Consider the following 16,234-nt stretch of genomic DNA (forward strand, 5'->3'; position numbering starts at 1 on the left):
TATTATTGTACTAGTTATTATAACGCATTTTCTATAAAAAATGAAAGCAATATCGTAAGTGAAGAAACTTAATACTGGTATTTTCAACCATTAAAAGTAATGCTACAGTTTCTAGCTCAAAAAATAACCACTCGTAACTTAACTAGTTCTTTTTTGTGGTTATTTTTTTTGCTAGTTGTCAACAAGCGTTAGTTTACTTTAGCAAAAGCCATTACGAGTAACGATTCATTTCACAAACTTTTCTAGTTAATTTATTTCATCAAAATATTCTTTTCGAAATCCGCCTATACGTTTACTGTTATCAATAATAAAATAAAACTCATTTGTTTCATTTTTTACATCATATATCTTACCAGGTGTTAATTTGTTATTCACTACAAACTTTTTTGCATCTGCATGAACGCATTTTAATTGCTTCATCGTTTTTCGGTTTTCCCAATTTAAATGAATCATTTTCTGCTCCTTTTGTTTACATAATATAATTATAGTTTACTCAATCAGTGAATAAGTTTATATACTCTCCGTAGCCTTCTTCGACCAATTTATCCTTTGGAATAAATCGCATAGCAGCAGAATTCATACAATAACGAAGACCTCCTTTATCCTTAGGGCCATCTTCAAATACATGCCCTAAATGTAAATCTGCCTCCTTACTGCGGATTTCTGTACGCATCATGCCGTGCGACATGTCCGTTTTTTCTGCAATTTGGTAACGGTCTATAGGTTTAGTGAAACTTGGCCAACCACAACCAGCATCATACTTATCTTTAGATGAGAATAATGCTTCACCAGAGACGATATCTACATAAATCCCTTCTTCTTGTTTATCCCAATATTCATTTTGAAATGGCGGTTCTGTACCATTTTCTTGGGTCACATGATATTGTATCGGTGTAAGCTTTTGTTTCAGTTCATTTTGATCGTATGTGTTTTTCCAATGCTTCTTAATAAAATTTTCCCTACCTGACCCTTTTTTGTATAGACGATAATGAAAGCCTTGCTTTTTATAATAATCTTGATGGTGTTTTTCTGCAGGATAAAAGGTTTTGGCAGGGACAATTTTAGTTGCAATTGGTTTAGCAAATTTTCTACTAGCTTCCAGTTCCTTTTTGGAAGCTTCTGCTTCTCGTTTTTGCTGATCTGTATGATAGAATATTGCAGTTGTATAAGACTCACCACGATCATTAAATTGACCATGTGGGTCTGTTGGATCGATCTGTTTCCAAAATGTATCTAATAACTTTTTATAGCTCATAATATTTGGGTTAAATTCAATTTGAACTGCCTCGACATGCCCTGTTGTATTAGAACATACCTCTTCATACGTTGGGTTTTCCACAGATCCTCCTGTATATCCAGATGTAATTCGGATAATTCCAGGACGCTGATCAAACGGCTCTACCATACACCAAAAACATCCTCCAGCAAAGGTTGCATATTCTTTTGCTGTAGCATTCATCATTTTCATCCCCTTCTTTCGCATTTTCTTCTATTTTTCACTTTATAGAAGAAAAAATCAAGTTAGGAGCATTTAAACTAAATAAATAACTTTGGTACAGATTTTCCATTCTGTTGATTATTCTCTTCTTGCTTCTCTGCTGAATCTTCTGCAACCGTACTTGTATTTAATAAATCATCATTAGATATTGCTTCCGTATTGTTTTTCTCTTTATCTTCTATTTCTTCATCATTTAGTGAATTGAATGCTTTCATCATCCGATACATTCTAGGCAGATTCTTTACCATTGGTCCGTATTCTTGCACGATAGGAGCTGCGTTTTGTACAACATTTAGTACTTGCTGAACATTATCTAATGCGCCACTTAAGCCACCAACTCCTTTGCTTAGAAATCCACTACCAACGCTATTTACTCCTGCACCGGCTTGAGGTTGAAAGAGACTCAATAAATTTTGCAATTTCCCTCCTTTAGATAATGATTGCCCTCCTGGCAAAGGACCTCCAGCGAAAGGTCCAGATGACATTGGTGCGCGAGGGAAACTTTGTTGTGGATTAAAAGCTCTTATATTCGGCGTCATAGGTCCGCGTTGCATATGAAATGGGAAATTAGCCGATCGATTTGGCGGAAATACCATTGATTACCCTCCTTTCTTTAAGTAAATCACCTATAGATAGTGTACGTTAGGTAAAAAAAATAGTGTAGGCTCTGCTGTAATCAAACAAAAGATATTATTATTCATTAACTTGATGTCTCACAAAGTTATAAGTTCAAACTTTAAGAAATACACATTTAACAAAATGAAATATTTCCCGGGCAACCGCACATAATTACAGTTTTCTTCATGTAATGCCCTTTACTTGCCGAATATTGCTGAAAAACAACATAGAAACATAAATTAATCAAACGTTTGTTTGAAATTCTTAAAAGGAACAGATTTTGTTCAACAAAATGGTTAGTTTAAGTATTCATTTTTCAATAATACCATTTGATTGTGCTTTACTTTTTGCAAATGGTTGAGAATTTAGTAACTGACGAAACAGTGGCAGTGAATGGGATAGTGCTTGTCGTTTTCCCCCTCTCTTTTCATTTGTTTTCTCCTCTTATTTCTTCTCTGCGTAAGAAATGGTAATAGTAAACTACCCTTTAGTAAAAGAAAATAGAGTGAAACTGAAATAACTAGAGGAACTAGTTAAAGTTTACTTCCCAGGTAGAAAAAAACTATTTTCTGTTAAAAGAAGTAGGTTTTAGCTTGTGTTCTCTCCAAAAACTTTATTATTGTATGTGAGAGACGATGTTATTAATTTATTTTCTACATATTTATGTTTTACTTTTCCCCTTTTTTCTATGATCACAAGTAAAAATCTTCTCTAATATCGGCTATTTCTCGATTTCACTTTCGTTGGTATGAACATCTTGTGGAGTTCTGTTAGGTTGCCAGTGACTATATCCAACAAAAAACTATCGTTAGTCACGCCTAATCGTATCATTTAATTTCTCTCGGTGTTTGTCTTTCCAAGTTTTCAAGTCCTTCACTAGTTCGTCACAAATGTGGCCACGTTCTCACCTGTAAGGTCAGCGACCTTCTTGCCTTCCGATGCACCTTCTTCAAAGAGATCGAGAATGGTATCAAAAATACGAACAGTGTCCTTCCAGTCAGTAATTCCACTAGCAGTCCACATGTATTTTTGAATAGTTTTGTAAGCACTAAGGTACTCTTTTGAAAGTGTCTTCGCACGCCCCTCCATAGCCTTCCATTCCCGTTTGTCATCCAAGCTACCGATTATTTTTTCAATATAACTCATTTTATTTTCCCCTTTTAATTTATTTAGTTTTCAGTTCGTTCATTTTGCTTGAAATGAAGTCCCATTTTTTCCAAAAAGTTTCAAGGTGCTCTTGACCTGCTGCGTTTAGCGTGTAAAATTTCCTTGGTGGTCCGACCAGGGAAATGGAGTGAAGTCGCCTAGTTGCTGGGCGCTGAAGCCGGACATAGCTAAATAACTCCACAGCTGCAAAATTTTATAGTTTCCTAGACCATAAAAAAAGCTTGAGCGATAAGCTCAAGCTTTTAGAAGCCTTCAAAGTTCCCAGAGAATACACACTATCTAGTTAAAGAAATTTACTATATTGTTAAATTTAGAATAAAGATTTGACACGCCAGTTTTTTAATTATCCAGAATGTATGCTTCCCACAATTCATCAAAAACCGTTAAAGCTGTTGGAAAAGGACTATTCCATTCCAAGTAATTGCTTATTTCATTGTAGCTTGTAGCGTGTTTAGGGAAATGATGATCTTGGAATGCCCAATCTGCTAAACGTGATGGATCATCTGGTTGTTTTTTTCCTCTGTAAGTCATTAAATAATGATAAAAGGAGCGCAATTAGCCTCCTCCTTCCCTATAAATCAGCGTCGTTCATAAATGCTTCGTGTTTTCGTTGCTTTTTTCGATAGACGATGGCAGCTAAATTAATGCTTAGTTCATAAAGTAGAATTAATGGGACAGCAACAACAAGTTGTAAAACGAAATCTGGTGGTGTAACGATAGTGCCAATAATAATCAGAATAAAATAGGCGTATTTTCTCGTTTTTCTCATAAATTGTGGCGTTAAAATGCCCAATGCTGTTAAAAACATAGCGATTACTGGAATTTCAAACAACACAGCAAATGGAAGTGTTATTCGCAATAAAAAGCGAAAATATTTATCTACTGTAAACATTTCATTAAACATACCGTCATTTAGTGAAAGCAAAAATGGTAGAATAAGTTTAATAAACATAAAATAGCCAAAAACTAGCCCACCGATAAACAAGATAAACACAGCTGGTATATAAGCGATTGTTGCTTTTTGTTCCCCTTTTGTTAATCCCGGCTTTACAAATAACCATATTTGCAAAATTAGAATCGGTAATGTAAATGCAATAGCAACCACAGATGCTAAAGTAAAATAGATCCAGATAATTTCACCAGGACTAATAACAGTAAGTTTAAAAGATAAATCTTGCTGGAAAAAATCATATATATCCGTTGCGAAAACAAAACCAACGATAAAAAACAAAATAAAAAAAACTGCCGTTACAATAATTCGATTTCTTAGCTCAGAGAGATGGCCTGTTAAATTCATTTCTTTTTCTTCTGTTGATTGATTGTCAGACATCATGTTACTCCCCCTACTGCCCCGCATCAAGAGCTTTAAACTATAAATATATAAAATAAACTTTATGAAAGACTATGTAAGTTCTCGTATTAATGCTCTTTTCACATAAAAGAAGATGTAAGGAGTTTCCTTACATCTTCGCTTGTTAGTTTTTACTTGATGTAGGGTTTTCCTTCTTATCTGATGCGTTATCGTCTGAAGCAATATCTTTTGTCGCATTTTTAAACTCTTTTAATGAGTTTCCGAATGCTTTACCAATTTCAGGTAGCTTCGATGGCCCAAAGATTACTAATGCAATAATTAAAATTAGAATAAGCCCTGGAATACCTATACTTTGAAACATTCTCCTCACTCCCCATTAGCGATCATTATTATTTGTAATTAATTCTTTTGTTTCTTTAAACTCATCTCTCACATCACTCGTTAAGTCATTGGTCGAGTTTTTAAACTCTTTTAAGGTTTGTCCAGCTGCTTTACCGATCTCAGGTAATTTTTTTGGCCCAAAAATAACTAAAGCAATGACCAATATTAAAATAAGTCCTGGGAAACCGATGCTAGATAACATTTTTCCACCCTCTTTAGATGATCTTTTTATATAAGTACCTCACTATTCTATAAGCGCTTTAAGTGTAACATGATTTTCTATAGCAAAACAAGCTTCTAAGCACCCCTTATTATCCGCTTGTTTGAGGCAAAATTTAAATAGTATCCAATAATTTGCTATTTAAAAGGAGCGTATCGATAAAATGATTAACCAAAGTTACATTAATATAAAAACACATCAATTATATGTTCCAATTGCAATCAATTCATTATTTTCTATCATATTGTAAGAAATAGTATTCATAAGGATTTTTATCGTCTTTTTCTCCTTTTACCTTGGAAGTTAACTTCCAATTTTGTTCAGAAAAAGAAGGAAAATATGTATCACCTTTAAAGGAATGATCTATCCACGTAATATACATACGATCTGCATTCGGTAATATTTGTTCAAAAACATGTGCGCCACCAATAATGAAATATTCTTGTTCTGGATGCTTTTCATTCCACTGTAAAACAGTTTGTAAATTATGGATTACTTCAATATCTTTTGGAAAGTCTCGCTTCGTTTTGGTCAATATTACATTTCTACGGTTCGGAAGTGGCTTTCCTATTGATTCATATGTTTTCCTACCCATAATAACTGTTTGATTTATCGTTTTTTCTTTAAAAAAACGTAAATCCTTAGGCAAATGCCAAGGAAGGCCATTGTTTACACCAATTACACGGTTTTTATCCATCGCTAAAAGTAATGATATCATTCGTTATAAAAATCTCCTTTCCTTTATACAGCGATAGGCGCTTTAATTGTAGGGTGAGGATCATATCCAACAATTTTAAAGTCATCTAATTCAAAATCAAAAATAGATGTTTTTTGTTGATTAATTTCAAGCTGTGGCATTTGCTTTATATCTCGCGCCAGTTGTGTTTTTACTTGCTCCACATGGTTTAGGTAAATATGCGCATCTCCAAGTGTATGCACAAACTCCCCTGGTTTTAAATTACATTGATGTGCAATTAGATAGGTTAGTAACGCATAACTAGCAATATTAAACGGAACTCCTAAGAATACATCGGCACTTCGTTGATACAATTGACACGAAAGCTTACCATCCGCTACATAAAATTGAAACAACGTATGACATGGCGGAAGCGCCATGGATGGTAAATCTTCCGGATTCCAAGCAGAGACAATATGTCTTCTGGAGTTTGGATTGTTTTTAATATTATCTATCACATCTTTTAACTGGTCAATGGTTTCATTTTGCGATGTTTTCCACTTACGCCATTGTTTGCCGTACACATTTCCTAAATCTCCATATTTCTTCGCAAAAGCATTGTCGGTTAAAATTTTATCTTTAAAAATTCCCATCTGCTCTTGATATTGTTTTTTGAAATTAGTATCTTCCTGAGAACGATTACCGAAATTACTCATATCAGGACCAGAATAATTACTGCTAGTAACCCATTTCTCAAAAGCCCATTCGTTCCATATATTGTTATTATGCTCTAACAGGTAACGAATATTAGTATCTCCTTTAATAAACCACAGAAGTTCACTAGCCACTAAGCGAAAAGGAACCCGTTTTGTCGTTAGTAAAGGAAATCCTTCCTCTAAATTAAAGCGCATTTGATGACCAAATACAGAATAGGTTCCTGTATTGGTTCTGTCCCCTTTTTTCGTGCCATTCGCCAAAATATGTTGGCATAGGTTTAGATAAGCTTCTTCACCAATAATCATAATTATCCCTCCAAACTACTCCATCTTATCTGCTTTATTGTAACATAAAAGCTTGACCCAATCATTTGTAATCAAAACGTAATTCATAACTAGCTGAAAACTACATATTTCTATTAATAGACCACATGACGCCAATTTGCCAAAAGTTGCTTGCATCAAGAGTGTAATTGGAGGGGAGTTTTGTGTATGAATAGAAATGTGGAAAAAATCATGAAAACATCTTTACTCTATGGCTTTGTAATGACGCAGCCTTTTGTAAATTATGTCGACGCATATCCTGAATTGCAAAATAAAATCTTATTTAAATCAGATCAGTTAGAAATTGATGAGCACGGTAAGAGTGTTCGTTTGTTACAAAAAAAATTACATACATTATCGTATTTTGACCAACCAGTTGATGGAATGTTTGGATATTATACGAAGCATGCGATTAAAAATTTTCAAGCAGATCATAAGCTATCTATAAACGGAAATGCAAATAAAGAGACATTAACAGCTATCGTAAAAAATGAGCAAAAACAATATAAACAACAGTTAAAAACTTTTGCTAAAGAAATTCAGCCTGGTATGCATAACGAAAAAGTGAAACTTGTACAAAAATCCTTACAATATTTCGGGTACTATGAAGGTAAATTAGATGGCATATATGGCCCGCTAACCAAGCAAGCGTTAGAAGTTGCTGAAAATAAGCATGACTTGAAATTGATAATAGACCCTCCACCTACACCAACAGAAAAACAACCAACATTACCTGTTACCAATAAAGAAACAAATACGGAACGAAAAGAAAAAACAAAACAAAAGGCTGTTCAAAAGGCTACTTATACAGGTATTAATGGTTCAGGTATTGTAGAAAAAGCCCAATCCCAAATGGGAACACCTTATGTTTGGGGTGGAACATCTCCAGGTGGATTTGATTGCAGTGGTTTTATTCAGTATGTTTTTCAACAAGAAGGTATCACCATTCCACGTACAGTTAGTGAAATCTATAATTTTTCACAACCAATATCTGAGCCATCTGTTGGAGATCTCGTTTTTTTTGAAACTTATAAGCCTGGCCCCTCTCATATGGGGATCTACGTCGGTAATGGTAGCTTTATTCATGCAGGAGAATCGAGAGGTGTTGAAGTAAGCAAAATGAATAATTCTTATTGGCAAGAACGGTATTTAGGTGCTACACGTGTAAAACAATGATTTGCCTTTATAAAAGAGCGTTTTTGCAAGCATAATTTCTCCATTGCATAAAACGCTCAATCTAAGTTTTAAAATACAATGTCATACTAATTCTCTACCATTCTCCCATGAATAGTACACAAACTTTACTTCCTCACCATTCATATTAAATGAATCCGTATCTGTTTTTTCGTAATGAAAGCCGTTTTTCTGTAACACCCTTTGAGATGGGAAATTATTACTGGTTGTTTTCGCGTGTATCTTTCTTATGTCCAATTTTATTACTTCTTTCATGAAAAGCTGCAAACCTTTTGTTGCTAATCCTTTTCCAGTATACATCTTGCCAATTCGGTAGCCTAGCTTTCCTCGGCGTTGTTTATTTAAATCAACCACATTAATTCTACCTAATATGGAATCATGATCGTCTTTTATTAAATAAAAATGTGAAATTCCTCGGCTTTGTTCCTTTAATAGTTGTTTATGTCTTGTTTGGAAATTTTCAGACATATAGTACGCATCCCCACGGCTGGGCACCATTGTCTCAAAGAAGTAACGATTTTCCGCTTCAAACACTAGTAAAGCTTCTGCATCACTAGCTTTTAATCTAGTTAAACGAATACTCATTTTTCACCCCTATTTTCTATATCAGGGAAATTCCAATCCTGATAAAACTGTTCTAGAAATTGCTGCATGATGTGATGTCGTTCTTTTGCAATGGTTTTAGCGGATGCTGTGTGCAACTTATCTGGAATACGTAATAGCTTTTCGTAAAAATGTTGGATTGTATGATTGTCTAATTCCTCATGATAAAGATGGCGTTCTTTTGCCCCACCATAGCTAAAAGCACGAGCGATGCCAATTGCCCCAATAGCATCCAACCGATCAGCATCTTGAACGATTTTCCCCTCTAGGTTTACCGGTGTTTTCCCTTTACGAAAAGAAACATCTTGCATTGCTTGCTTTATTTTCTCTATTTGTTGTTTTGTTAAAGAAAGGCGATCAAGCAAATCTCCCATTTCTTGAATGACAACATGAGGATCTAAAAACAATTTTTCATCCCCTACGTCATGCAGCCAAGCAGCTGTTTCACAAATAAACGGGTTAGCGCCTTCTTTTTCCGCTATATATTTTGCCAAACGAGCCACTCGCCTCATATGATAATAATCGTGACCGGTAATGTCATTAGAGAATAACCTGTATACAAAATGCTCTATCTCAGATAGTTGTTCTGCTGTTTGCATTAGAATAATCCTTTTGCTCGTCCATCTTCTCCTACATCCATTTGTAAAGCAGCCGGTTTGGCAGGAAGCCCTGGCATTGTCATTACATCACCAGTTAAAGCGACAATAAATCCGGCCCCAATAGATGCTCGAAGCTCTCTAATTGTAATAGTAAACCCTGTTGGTCTTCCTAATAACGTCGGGTCATCTGATAATGAATATTGGGTTTTAGCCATACAAACAGGCAAATTCCCCCAACCTTGTTCTTGGAAAAAACGTAATTGTTTACGGGCCTCTTTTGTTATTTCAATATCATCTGCCCCATATACTTTCTGAGCTACTATTCTTAATTTGTTTTCCAAGGATTCGTTTATGTCATATAAAGGTTGAAAAGAAGAATGAAAATTATTTGTTTTAGCGATTACTTTTTCAGCTAACTCTATTCCTCCTTTTCCCCCATGAGCCCATACGGTAGTTAACGCAACATCATAACCTCGCGCTTGACACCATTGCTGAATAAAGGATGTTTCCTGCTTTGTATCGGTTGGAAATTGATTAATTGCCACAACAAAAGGTACGTTAAAAGCCTGAATGGTTTCAATATGTTTTTGTAAATTATCCATGCCAGTCTCTAAAGCTGTGATGTTTTCCTCCATCAACCTATCTTTTGTAACGCCGCCGTGCATTTTTAGCGCACGTACAGTAGCGACGATAACAACAGCTGAGGTATCAATATTACCTGCATGAGATTTAATATGAAAATACTTTTCAGCTCCTAAATCCGCTCCAAACCCAGCTTCTGTTACTGTATAATCTGCCAACTTAGCTGCCATTTTTGTCGCAATAATGCTATTACAGCCATGAGCGATATTAGCGAATGGACCGCCATGAATAATAGCAGGTGTGTTTTCTGTTGTTTGTACAAGGTTTGGTTTTATTGCGTCTTTTAATAACAGGGTTAATGCGCCTTCTACTTTCAAATCGCTAACTGTGATAGGATGATGATCGAATGTATAGCCGATAACGATGGAACGAAGCCTTTCTTTTAAATCTTGTACATCGGTGGCTAAGCAAAGTATAGCCATAATTTCAGATGCTACAGTAATATTGAAACCATCTTCTCGAGGAACTCCTTGGTTTGCTCCACCTAGCCCAACAACGATCTGCCTTAGAGCGCGATCATTCATATCTACTACTCGTTTCCATTCAATCTTTCTTGGGTCAATTTGTAATTCATTGCCTTGATGAATATGATTGTCAATCAATGCAGCTAAAGCGTTATTTGCTGTAGTTATAGCATGAATATCCCCAGTAAAATGCAAATTAATATCTTCCATCGGTAAAACTTGGGAATAACCCCCTCCTGCTGCCCCACCTTTAATTCCCATTACTGGACCTAGCGAAGGCTCGCGAAGTGCAATAATGGCATTCTTTCCCATTTGGTTTAATGCTTGTCCAAGTCCAACCGTAACTGTTGATTTCCCTTCTCCTGCGGGTGTTGGATTAATTGATGTGACTAAAATAATCTTTCCACTTTTCTTTTGTTTCAATTTCTCAAATAAGGTTGCTGACAGCTTAGCTTTTGAATGTCCATATGGTTCCCAATCCTCTGAAGTTAGTTGAAGTTGCTCTGCAATGTTATGTATTGGCTCTAACGGTGTTTGTTGGGCAATTTCAATATCCTTATTCATATAGTATGACCCCTTTCAATTTGATGTTTCAGTAATCGTTTTCATTGCTTATTTAATACATTTAAATCATAACTGGAAACATAAAAAATGTCGAGTTATCGTCCTTACTTTCCTTGACGAAGTTACATAAATAAGCTATATTAGAATCAAGCAAAGAAGATGTACGGATTCATTCATGCAGGCAGCTTCCATAGAAGTGGGTGTAAAGTGATCCTACACTTCTATAGAGGCTGTCTATTTTTATGTTCTGTTATCTGCTTTGCATTACCACGTTTTTCAAAGGGAACGTGAAGCATTTTAGGAGGATTAATTAGATGGAAAACGGAGTAGTAAAATGGTTTAACGCTGAAAAAGGATATGGATTTATTCAGCAAGAAGAAGGAAACGATGTCTTTGTACATTACTCAGCAATTCAAGAAGAAGGTTTTAAAACACTTGAAGAAGGCCAAGAAGTTTCTTTTGATATCGTTGAAGGTGAACGCGGACCACAAGCAGCTAATGTTGTAAAAAAATAACGAACGTACCTCATAGATAAAGCGGTAATCTTTTCGTTAGATTACCGCTTTTTTTGTACTATAAGAAAGTAAAGGTTTATAGTATAAGAAAAACTACAGCTTTCTAACGATGAAATCATTAGACGTTGTCACTCTACAGAGGGAGAGTGACTTTTTTCGTGATCGCATATCTCTTTTCCTTCTTTAGAAAAGCCTAACTCCATACGCTAATCGTCATTCTATTACAAATACTTAATGGTTTGTTTTCTTTACGAAAAACCCAATTAGTATTTACAAAAAATATTATTAGGAGAGATCAGATTATTTGTTTACAGACAATCGTTTCAACAGTTTTTCATTAGCCGATATAAAGCGTGACATGATTGCAGGTTTAACAGTAGGGATTGTGGCTATTCCACTTGGGATGGCGTTTGCTATTGCCTCTGGTGTTAAGCCTGAGTACGGTTTATATACAACCATTTTTGCAGGTCTTCTTGTAGCTTTGTTTGGGGGTTCCAGATTTCAAATTGCTGGTCCAACGGGAGCATTTATTCCGATATTACTGGCTATTGTATTAGAGTATGGATATGAAAAATTATTGGTAGCCGGGTTTTTATCAGGATTTATACTCTTGTTGATGGGGATATTTAAATTTGGGAAATTGATTCAATTCATTCCTAGATCAGTAACTATCGGATTTACATCAGGGATTGCTGTTATTATATTTAGCGGTCAAATTGGTAATTTTCTTGGTCTTGAAGAACTTGAGAAAAAGCAATATTTTCATGAAAATATGATGCAAATTGTAGAGAATATATCTTTTATTAATTGGTATAGCGTTTGTACAGCACTAATAGGTCTATTCGTTATCATCTTTATCCCAAAGGTGCTTCCAAAGGTTCCTATTCTACTTGTTGCATTGATTTTACCAACAGCTGTCGCCATGCTGTTATATCCTTCTGAAGTGGCAACCATCGGTACATCCTTTGGTGGTATTCCTCAATCTTTACCTAGCTTTCGAATGCCAGAAGTAACTTGGGGAACTATTGCTGAGCTTTGGCAACCTGCTTTTGTAATTGCAATGCTTGGAGGAATAGAATCATTATTATCCGCTGTCGTATCCGATGGAATGACAGGGACAAAGCATAACTCCAATCGAGAATTAGTTGGGCAAGGGATTGCTAATATGGTTACACCCATGTTTGGTGGAATCCCTGCTACAGGTGCTATAGCGAGAACAGCTACGAATATTAAGAGTGGAGCAATTAGCCCTTTCTCAGGTATATTTCAAAGTGTTTTTGTTTTATTGATTCTATTGTTATTTGCACCATTTGCATCGAATATACCTCTAGCAAGTATGGCTCCTATTTTAATGATTGTCGCCTATAATATGAGCGAATATAAATCGTTTATTCATATACTAAAATTAAAAACAGGCGATTCACTTGTACTAGTAGTCACTTTTTTATTGACTGTATTCGTTAATCTTACAACAGCTGTACAAATTGGTCTATTACTTGCAATGGTTTCGTTCATAAAGCGGATGAGTGAAGTGTTGCAAGTAGAAAAAGTTATTCCTGATAAAATCAAAGACACCATACATGGTAATCATTTGGACACGTTAAGCTCCACTTGTCCCAAGCTTTCATTTTATACTGTTGGCGGAGCACTATTTTTTGGAGCTGCAGACAAATTCGAGTCTATTATTACAAGGTCCATTAACCAGCGTCCAAAGGTATTAATTTTAAAAATGAAGCATGTTTCTATTTTAGATGCTACAGGCGCAGCTAATTTAGACTCTCTAGTTACTGATTTTAAAAATATGGGTGGAATAATTATTATCTCAGAAGCAAATTCAGATGTAATGGCTATGCTAAAGGCAAGTGGTCTTTTGTATAAAATTGGAGAACATCATATCTTTCGTCGTTCAGAAGAAGCAGTTAATTATGGACTGCAACTCATTGAAGTTAGCAAGTGTTCTGTATGCTCTAAAGAAAATAGAACCTCATGTAAAGCTTTTAAACAAAATAACAATGTATCTCTTTCATCATCAGATCAATAAATTCACGTATTAATCGGTTTCTTAAAATAAAAACATAGATTGAGAATGCTAAAATAAAACACCTTTTTTCCTTTATATTTTAATTTTATGTAATAAAATGCGCCACCTTTTACTTCTTGAATCAGGAGATACACAATAAATAATTGCATTTTAGTTCTTTGCGGCGTATAATATCATTTGTGTTTTTCGCGGTTCGAGAACTCCCGCGTTATCAAAACTAAGGAGGAATTTATGTGACAAACGAAATAATTTGGATTATCTTCGCTGTCGTAAATTTTTCCATGCTATTATTGTTTTATCGTCTGTTTGGAAAAACAGGTCTTTATGTTTGGATTGGAATGGCTACAATTATTGCAAACATCCAAGTTTTAAAGACTGTCGAGCTTTTTGGGCTGACTGCTACACTTGGTAACATTCTATATGGGACAGCTTATTTAGCAACAGATATTATTAACGAAAAGCATGGAAAAGATGAAGCGAAAAAAGCGGTTTGGATGGGGTTTGCTACGCTATTAGCGATGACCATCTTTATGCAAATAGCCCTGACGTTTCAACCTGGTGCAGACGACATCGCTCATGAATCATTAACAACTATATTTGATTTAATTCCTAGGGTGGTTGCTGGAAGTCTAGCAGCTTATATCATCAGCCAGTCATTCGACGTTTGGATTTATGATAAATTTAGGAAGATGTTTCCTGCTGACAAGCATCTATGGATCCGTAACAATGGAAGTACAGGTGTTAGCCAATTATTGGACACGGTCGTATTTTGCAGTATCGCTTTTTATGGAAGCTATCCAACAGAAATATTTTTTGAAATTTTCATTACTACTTATGTCATTAAGTTTATTGTAGCCATTATGGATACGCCATTTATGTATATAGCTAAAAAAATGAATCATGTTTAAATTTTATCCATGTAATAAAAAGCCGCTCTTTTTAATCTGGATTTTGAGCATAACCTAAATAAAACACATTCATATTCACTAAATAAACATGTTCCACTTTCAATAAGTGGAACATGTTTATTTATTTTAGCACTATAGGAAATTATAAGTGTTTCTAATGCCCATAAACAGCTTTTTCTTCTGCGGGAATGCGGACATATAATAATAACGCATGTAGAATTGGAAATACTATCGCTGTCAACCACGCACCAAACAGTGAAGGAATGACAAACAATTCTATACCAACAATAATGTAGTTAGGATGTTTTACGTATTTATATGGGCCTCGCTTAATAACGTCAAATTGCGGTGCAACAATTATTTTGGTGTTCCAAAATCTACCCAATGTTGCAATACACCAAATACGGCCAATTTGGGTAATTATAAAAGCAGTAAATAGAACATAGTTTAAGGAAATGCTTTGTTGATTACGAAAAATAATTTCCGCAATGAGGGACAGGAAAAACAATGTATGGACAATAATAAACCATTTATAGTGTTGCTTCCCTTTTTCAATGGCTCCTCTTTGTTTCATCCATTGCTCATTACTACGTGCAATAACCAGTTCGACTAGTCGCTGTATTATAATTACCGACAAAATAACCCACATAAAAATTGGCATTACTACATCCACTCCATTAAAATTAATTCTGAACTGAACCCTGGGCCAAGTGCAGAGAGCACACTTTTTTCATTTGTATATCGTGCCTCCTTCATCCATGAATAAAGTACATATAGAACGGTTGCTGATGACATATTACCGTGTTTTCTTAATACAGAAATGGAGTGCCGAAATTTATCAACATTTGCTTGCAACACATGTTGCATTGCTTCAATAACTTTCTTGCCTCCTGGATGGGCAATAAAAGTAGCAATAGCATTTTCGTTTAATTGGTGTTGAGTAAAAAATAGCTGTACATGCTCCCTCCAAAAGCTTTGCACGAGCGCAGGAATGCTTTTGGAAAAAATCACTTCAAACCCTGTATCGGTAATTTGCCATCCCATTACCGAAATGCTGTCCTTTTTAGTATAAGAATGGGATTGCAACAAACGTGGTACTTTATTTTTATTATGTTGAATTAATGGAGATGTTTCTCCAACAATAACTGCGGCCCCTATACCGTCACCAAATAAAGCAGTTCCTATCAGGTTACTTTTTTTCAAATCCCCTTTTTGAAACGTTAAACTACATAATTCACAACAAATGACTAATGCAGATTTATCTGGGTTTGCTGTCAACCAATCGTGTGCTCTTGCTAAGCCAATAGCTCCTCCAGCGCACCCTAACCCCCATAAAGGCATGCGCTTTACATCTTGTCGAAATGGGCGTTCATTCATTACATGTATATCTAATGAAGGTGTTGCTACGCCAGTACTTGACACAAAGATAATCATATCAATATCTTCGTAATCAATAGGATTGGATAAAAACGCCGTCTGATGTAAACAATCATCAATAGCTTTTAACGCATACGCTTTAGCAAGTTCAATAAATAAATTGTTGCGCTCTTGGAAGGAATGATTTTCTGTAAACCAATTAGCTTCCACTACAAACTGCCTTTCGTCCACTTGTGCATGATCAAAAACAGGGAGTAGCCGGTTAATTTCTCGCTTGGAAAAAGGAAAAATTTCCTGAACGATTTCTTTTATACGTTGTTGACTTAGACGATACTCTGGAATCCCCAGGCCAATCGAACAAATATATGACATGCTTTAATCTCCTTTACAACTCATGACGTTTGAACGTTGTTCC

At 35.3% G+C, this 16,234-nt stretch carries 18 protein-coding genes and 2 pseudogenes; 4 read left to right on the plus strand and 16 right to left on the minus strand.

The window, feature by feature from the left end; genetic code table 11:
* Positions 1-246: 246 nt before the first annotated feature.
* From BUB45_RS00340 to BUB45_RS00390, 11 genes and pseudogenes are all read right to left on the minus strand, one after another.
* Positions 247-453: a DUF6501 family protein gene (locus BUB45_RS00340; RefSeq protein ID WP_073004060.1), complete on the minus strand. Its 207-nt coding sequence runs from the start codon at positions 451-453 to the stop codon at positions 247-249.
* Between the two features lie 40 nt (positions 454-493).
* Positions 494-1,459, minus strand: a complete 966-nt coding sequence (gene msrB / locus BUB45_RS00345) for a peptide-methionine (R)-S-oxide reductase MsrB (protein WP_073004061.1) — start codon at positions 1,457-1,459, stop codon at positions 494-496.
* 77 nt (positions 1,460-1,536) lie between these two features.
* On the minus strand, positions 1,537-2,094 hold the full coding sequence (vrrA, locus tag BUB45_RS00350) for a VrrA/YqfQ family protein (RefSeq protein WP_084723495.1): 558 nt from the start codon (positions 2,092-2,094) through the stop codon (positions 1,537-1,539).
* A gap of 830 nt (positions 2,095-2,924) precedes the next feature.
* A pseudogene (locus BUB45_RS00355) lies at positions 2,925-3,262 on the minus strand (DUF1048 domain-containing protein).
* Positions 3,263-3,281: 19 nt separating this feature from the next.
* Positions 3,282-3,404, minus strand: a pseudogene (locus BUB45_RS20330) (PadR family transcriptional regulator); the annotation flags it as partial.
* 218 nt (positions 3,405-3,622) lie between these two features.
* The gene (locus BUB45_RS00365; RefSeq protein WP_073004063.1) at positions 3,623-3,838 is read right to left on the minus strand and encodes a YozE family protein; all 216 of its coding nucleotides are present in this window, start codon (positions 3,836-3,838) and stop codon (positions 3,623-3,625) included.
* 16 nt (positions 3,839-3,854) lie between these two features.
* The gene (tatC, locus tag BUB45_RS00370) at positions 3,855-4,613 is read right to left on the minus strand and encodes a twin-arginine translocase subunit TatC (RefSeq protein ID WP_073004834.1); all 759 of its coding nucleotides are present in this window, start codon (positions 4,611-4,613) and stop codon (positions 3,855-3,857) included.
* Positions 4,614-4,758: 145 nt separating this feature from the next.
* On the minus strand, positions 4,759-4,956 hold the full coding sequence (tatA, locus tag BUB45_RS00375; RefSeq protein ID WP_073004065.1) for a twin-arginine translocase TatA/TatE family subunit: 198 nt from the start codon (positions 4,954-4,956) through the stop codon (positions 4,759-4,761).
* A 15-nt stretch (positions 4,957-4,971) separates the two neighbouring features.
* Positions 4,972-5,178, minus strand: a complete 207-nt coding sequence (locus BUB45_RS00380; RefSeq protein WP_073004074.1) for a twin-arginine translocase TatA/TatE family subunit — start codon at positions 5,176-5,178, stop codon at positions 4,972-4,974.
* Between the two features lie 247 nt (positions 5,179-5,425).
* Complete coding sequence (locus tag BUB45_RS00385; RefSeq protein WP_073004076.1) at positions 5,426-5,914, minus strand: dihydrofolate reductase; 489 nt, start codon at positions 5,912-5,914, stop codon at positions 5,426-5,428.
* Positions 5,915-5,937: 23 nt separating this feature from the next.
* Entirely contained in the window at positions 5,938-6,894 is a 957-nt protein-coding gene (locus tag BUB45_RS00390; RefSeq protein WP_073004078.1) for a thymidylate synthase, read from the minus strand.
* Positions 6,895-7,080: 186 nt separating this feature from the next.
* Between BUB45_RS00390 and BUB45_RS00395 the strand changes: the two genes are divergently transcribed.
* Positions 7,081-8,088 (plus strand): C40 family peptidase, encoded by a 1,008-nt coding sequence (locus BUB45_RS00395; protein WP_073004080.1) that lies wholly within the window; start codon positions 7,081-7,083, stop codon positions 8,086-8,088.
* Between the two features lie 81 nt (positions 8,089-8,169).
* Here the strand turns inward: BUB45_RS00395 and BUB45_RS00400 are convergent, their stop codons facing one another.
* From BUB45_RS00400 to BUB45_RS00410, 3 genes are read right to left on the minus strand one after another with little or no spacing between them, the layout of a single operon-like run.
* Positions 8,170-8,691, minus strand: coding sequence for a GNAT family N-acetyltransferase (locus tag BUB45_RS00400; protein WP_073004081.1), 522 nt, complete (start codon positions 8,689-8,691; stop codon positions 8,170-8,172).
* Positions 8,688-9,308 (minus strand): HD domain-containing protein, encoded by a 621-nt coding sequence (locus BUB45_RS00405; protein WP_073004083.1) that lies wholly within the window; start codon positions 9,306-9,308, stop codon positions 8,688-8,690. Before BUB45_RS00405 ends, BUB45_RS00400 begins: the two co-directional genes overlap by 4 nt.
* The gene (locus BUB45_RS00410; RefSeq protein WP_073004085.1) at positions 9,308-10,978 is read right to left on the minus strand and encodes a formate--tetrahydrofolate ligase; all 1,671 of its coding nucleotides are present in this window, start codon (positions 10,976-10,978) and stop codon (positions 9,308-9,310) included. Before BUB45_RS00410 ends, BUB45_RS00405 begins: the two co-directional genes overlap by 1 nt.
* Positions 10,979-11,292: 314 nt before the next feature.
* Here BUB45_RS00410 and BUB45_RS00415 point away from each other — a divergent pair, with 314 nt between their 5' ends.
* The 3 genes from BUB45_RS00415 (at position 11,293) to BUB45_RS00425 (ending at position 14,442) form a co-directional block, all read left to right on the plus strand.
* On the plus strand, positions 11,293-11,493 hold the full coding sequence (locus BUB45_RS00415; RefSeq protein WP_021291310.1) for a cold-shock protein: 201 nt from the start codon (positions 11,293-11,295) through the stop codon (positions 11,491-11,493).
* 358 nt (positions 11,494-11,851) lie between these two features.
* The gene (locus tag BUB45_RS00420; protein ID WP_084723514.1) at positions 11,852-13,534 is read left to right on the plus strand and encodes a SulP family inorganic anion transporter; all 1,683 of its coding nucleotides are present in this window, start codon (positions 11,852-11,854) and stop codon (positions 13,532-13,534) included.
* 233 nt (positions 13,535-13,767) lie between these two features.
* Positions 13,768-14,442: a queuosine precursor transporter gene (locus BUB45_RS00425; RefSeq protein ID WP_073004089.1), complete on the plus strand. Its 675-nt coding sequence runs from the start codon at positions 13,768-13,770 to the stop codon at positions 14,440-14,442.
* 154 nt (positions 14,443-14,596) lie between these two features.
* On the opposite strand, the gene BUB45_RS00430 is transcribed toward BUB45_RS00425, so the two are convergent.
* Positions 14,597-15,103 (minus strand): isoprenylcysteine carboxyl methyltransferase family protein, encoded by a 507-nt coding sequence (locus tag BUB45_RS00430; RefSeq protein WP_073004091.1) that lies wholly within the window; start codon positions 15,101-15,103, stop codon positions 14,597-14,599.
* Positions 15,104-15,105: 2 nt separating this feature from the next.
* Positions 15,106-16,191 (minus strand): type III polyketide synthase, encoded by a 1,086-nt coding sequence (locus BUB45_RS00435; protein ID WP_073004093.1) that lies wholly within the window; start codon positions 16,189-16,191, stop codon positions 15,106-15,108.
* Between the last annotated feature and the right edge of the window lie 43 nt (positions 16,192-16,234).

It is taken from the genome of Virgibacillus chiguensis, from assembly GCF_900129865.1.
In the GTDB taxonomy this organism is placed as follows: domain Bacteria; phylum Bacillota; class Bacilli; order Bacillales; family Amphibacillaceae; genus Virgibacillus; species Virgibacillus chiguensis.

Bases quoted from the DNA above. Each gene is read 5' to 3' on its own strand.
- BUB45_RS00415 (WP_021291310.1), top strand. From the start codon at position 11,293: ATGGAAAACGGAGTAGTAAAATGGTTTAACGCTGAAAAAGGATATGGA.
- tatA (WP_073004065.1), bottom strand. From the start codon at position 4,956: ATGTTTCAAAGTATAGGTATTCCAGGGCTTATTCTAATTTTAATTATT.
- msrB (WP_073004061.1), bottom strand. From the start codon at position 1,459: ATGAATGCTACAGCAAAAGAATATGCAACCTTTGCTGGAGGATGTTTT.
- vrrA (WP_084723495.1), bottom strand. From the start codon at position 2,094: ATGGTATTTCCGCCAAATCGATCGGCTAATTTCCCATTTCATATGCAA.
- BUB45_RS00410 (WP_073004085.1), bottom strand. From the start codon at position 10,978: ATGAATAAGGATATTGAAATTGCCCAACAAACACCGTTAGAGCCAATA.
- BUB45_RS00395 (WP_073004080.1), top strand. From the start codon at position 7,081: ATGAATAGAAATGTGGAAAAAATCATGAAAACATCTTTACTCTATGGC.
- BUB45_RS00400 (WP_073004081.1), bottom strand. From the start codon at position 8,691: ATGAGTATTCGTTTAACTAGATTAAAAGCTAGTGATGCAGAAGCTTTA.
- tatC (WP_073004834.1), bottom strand. From the start codon at position 4,613: ATGTCTGACAATCAATCAACAGAAGAAAAAGAAATGAATTTAACAGGC.
- BUB45_RS00435 (WP_073004093.1), bottom strand. From the start codon at position 16,191: ATGTCATATATTTGTTCGATTGGCCTGGGGATTCCAGAGTATCGTCTA.
- BUB45_RS00340 (WP_073004060.1), bottom strand. From the start codon at position 453: ATGATTCATTTAAATTGGGAAAACCGAAAAACGATGAAGCAATTAAAA.
- BUB45_RS00385 (WP_073004076.1), bottom strand. From the start codon at position 5,914: ATGATATCATTACTTTTAGCGATGGATAAAAACCGTGTAATTGGTGTA.
- BUB45_RS00380 (WP_073004074.1), bottom strand. From the start codon at position 5,178: ATGTTATCTAGCATCGGTTTCCCAGGACTTATTTTAATATTGGTCATT.
- BUB45_RS00390 (WP_073004078.1), bottom strand. From the start codon at position 6,894: ATGATTATTGGTGAAGAAGCTTATCTAAACCTATGCCAACATATTTTG.
- BUB45_RS00405 (WP_073004083.1), bottom strand. From the start codon at position 9,308: ATGCAAACAGCAGAACAACTATCTGAGATAGAGCATTTTGTATACAGG.
- BUB45_RS00430 (WP_073004091.1), bottom strand. From the start codon at position 15,103: ATGCCAATTTTTATGTGGGTTATTTTGTCGGTAATTATAATACAGCGA.
- BUB45_RS00420 (WP_084723514.1), top strand. From the start codon at position 11,852: ATGATTGCAGGTTTAACAGTAGGGATTGTGGCTATTCCACTTGGGATG.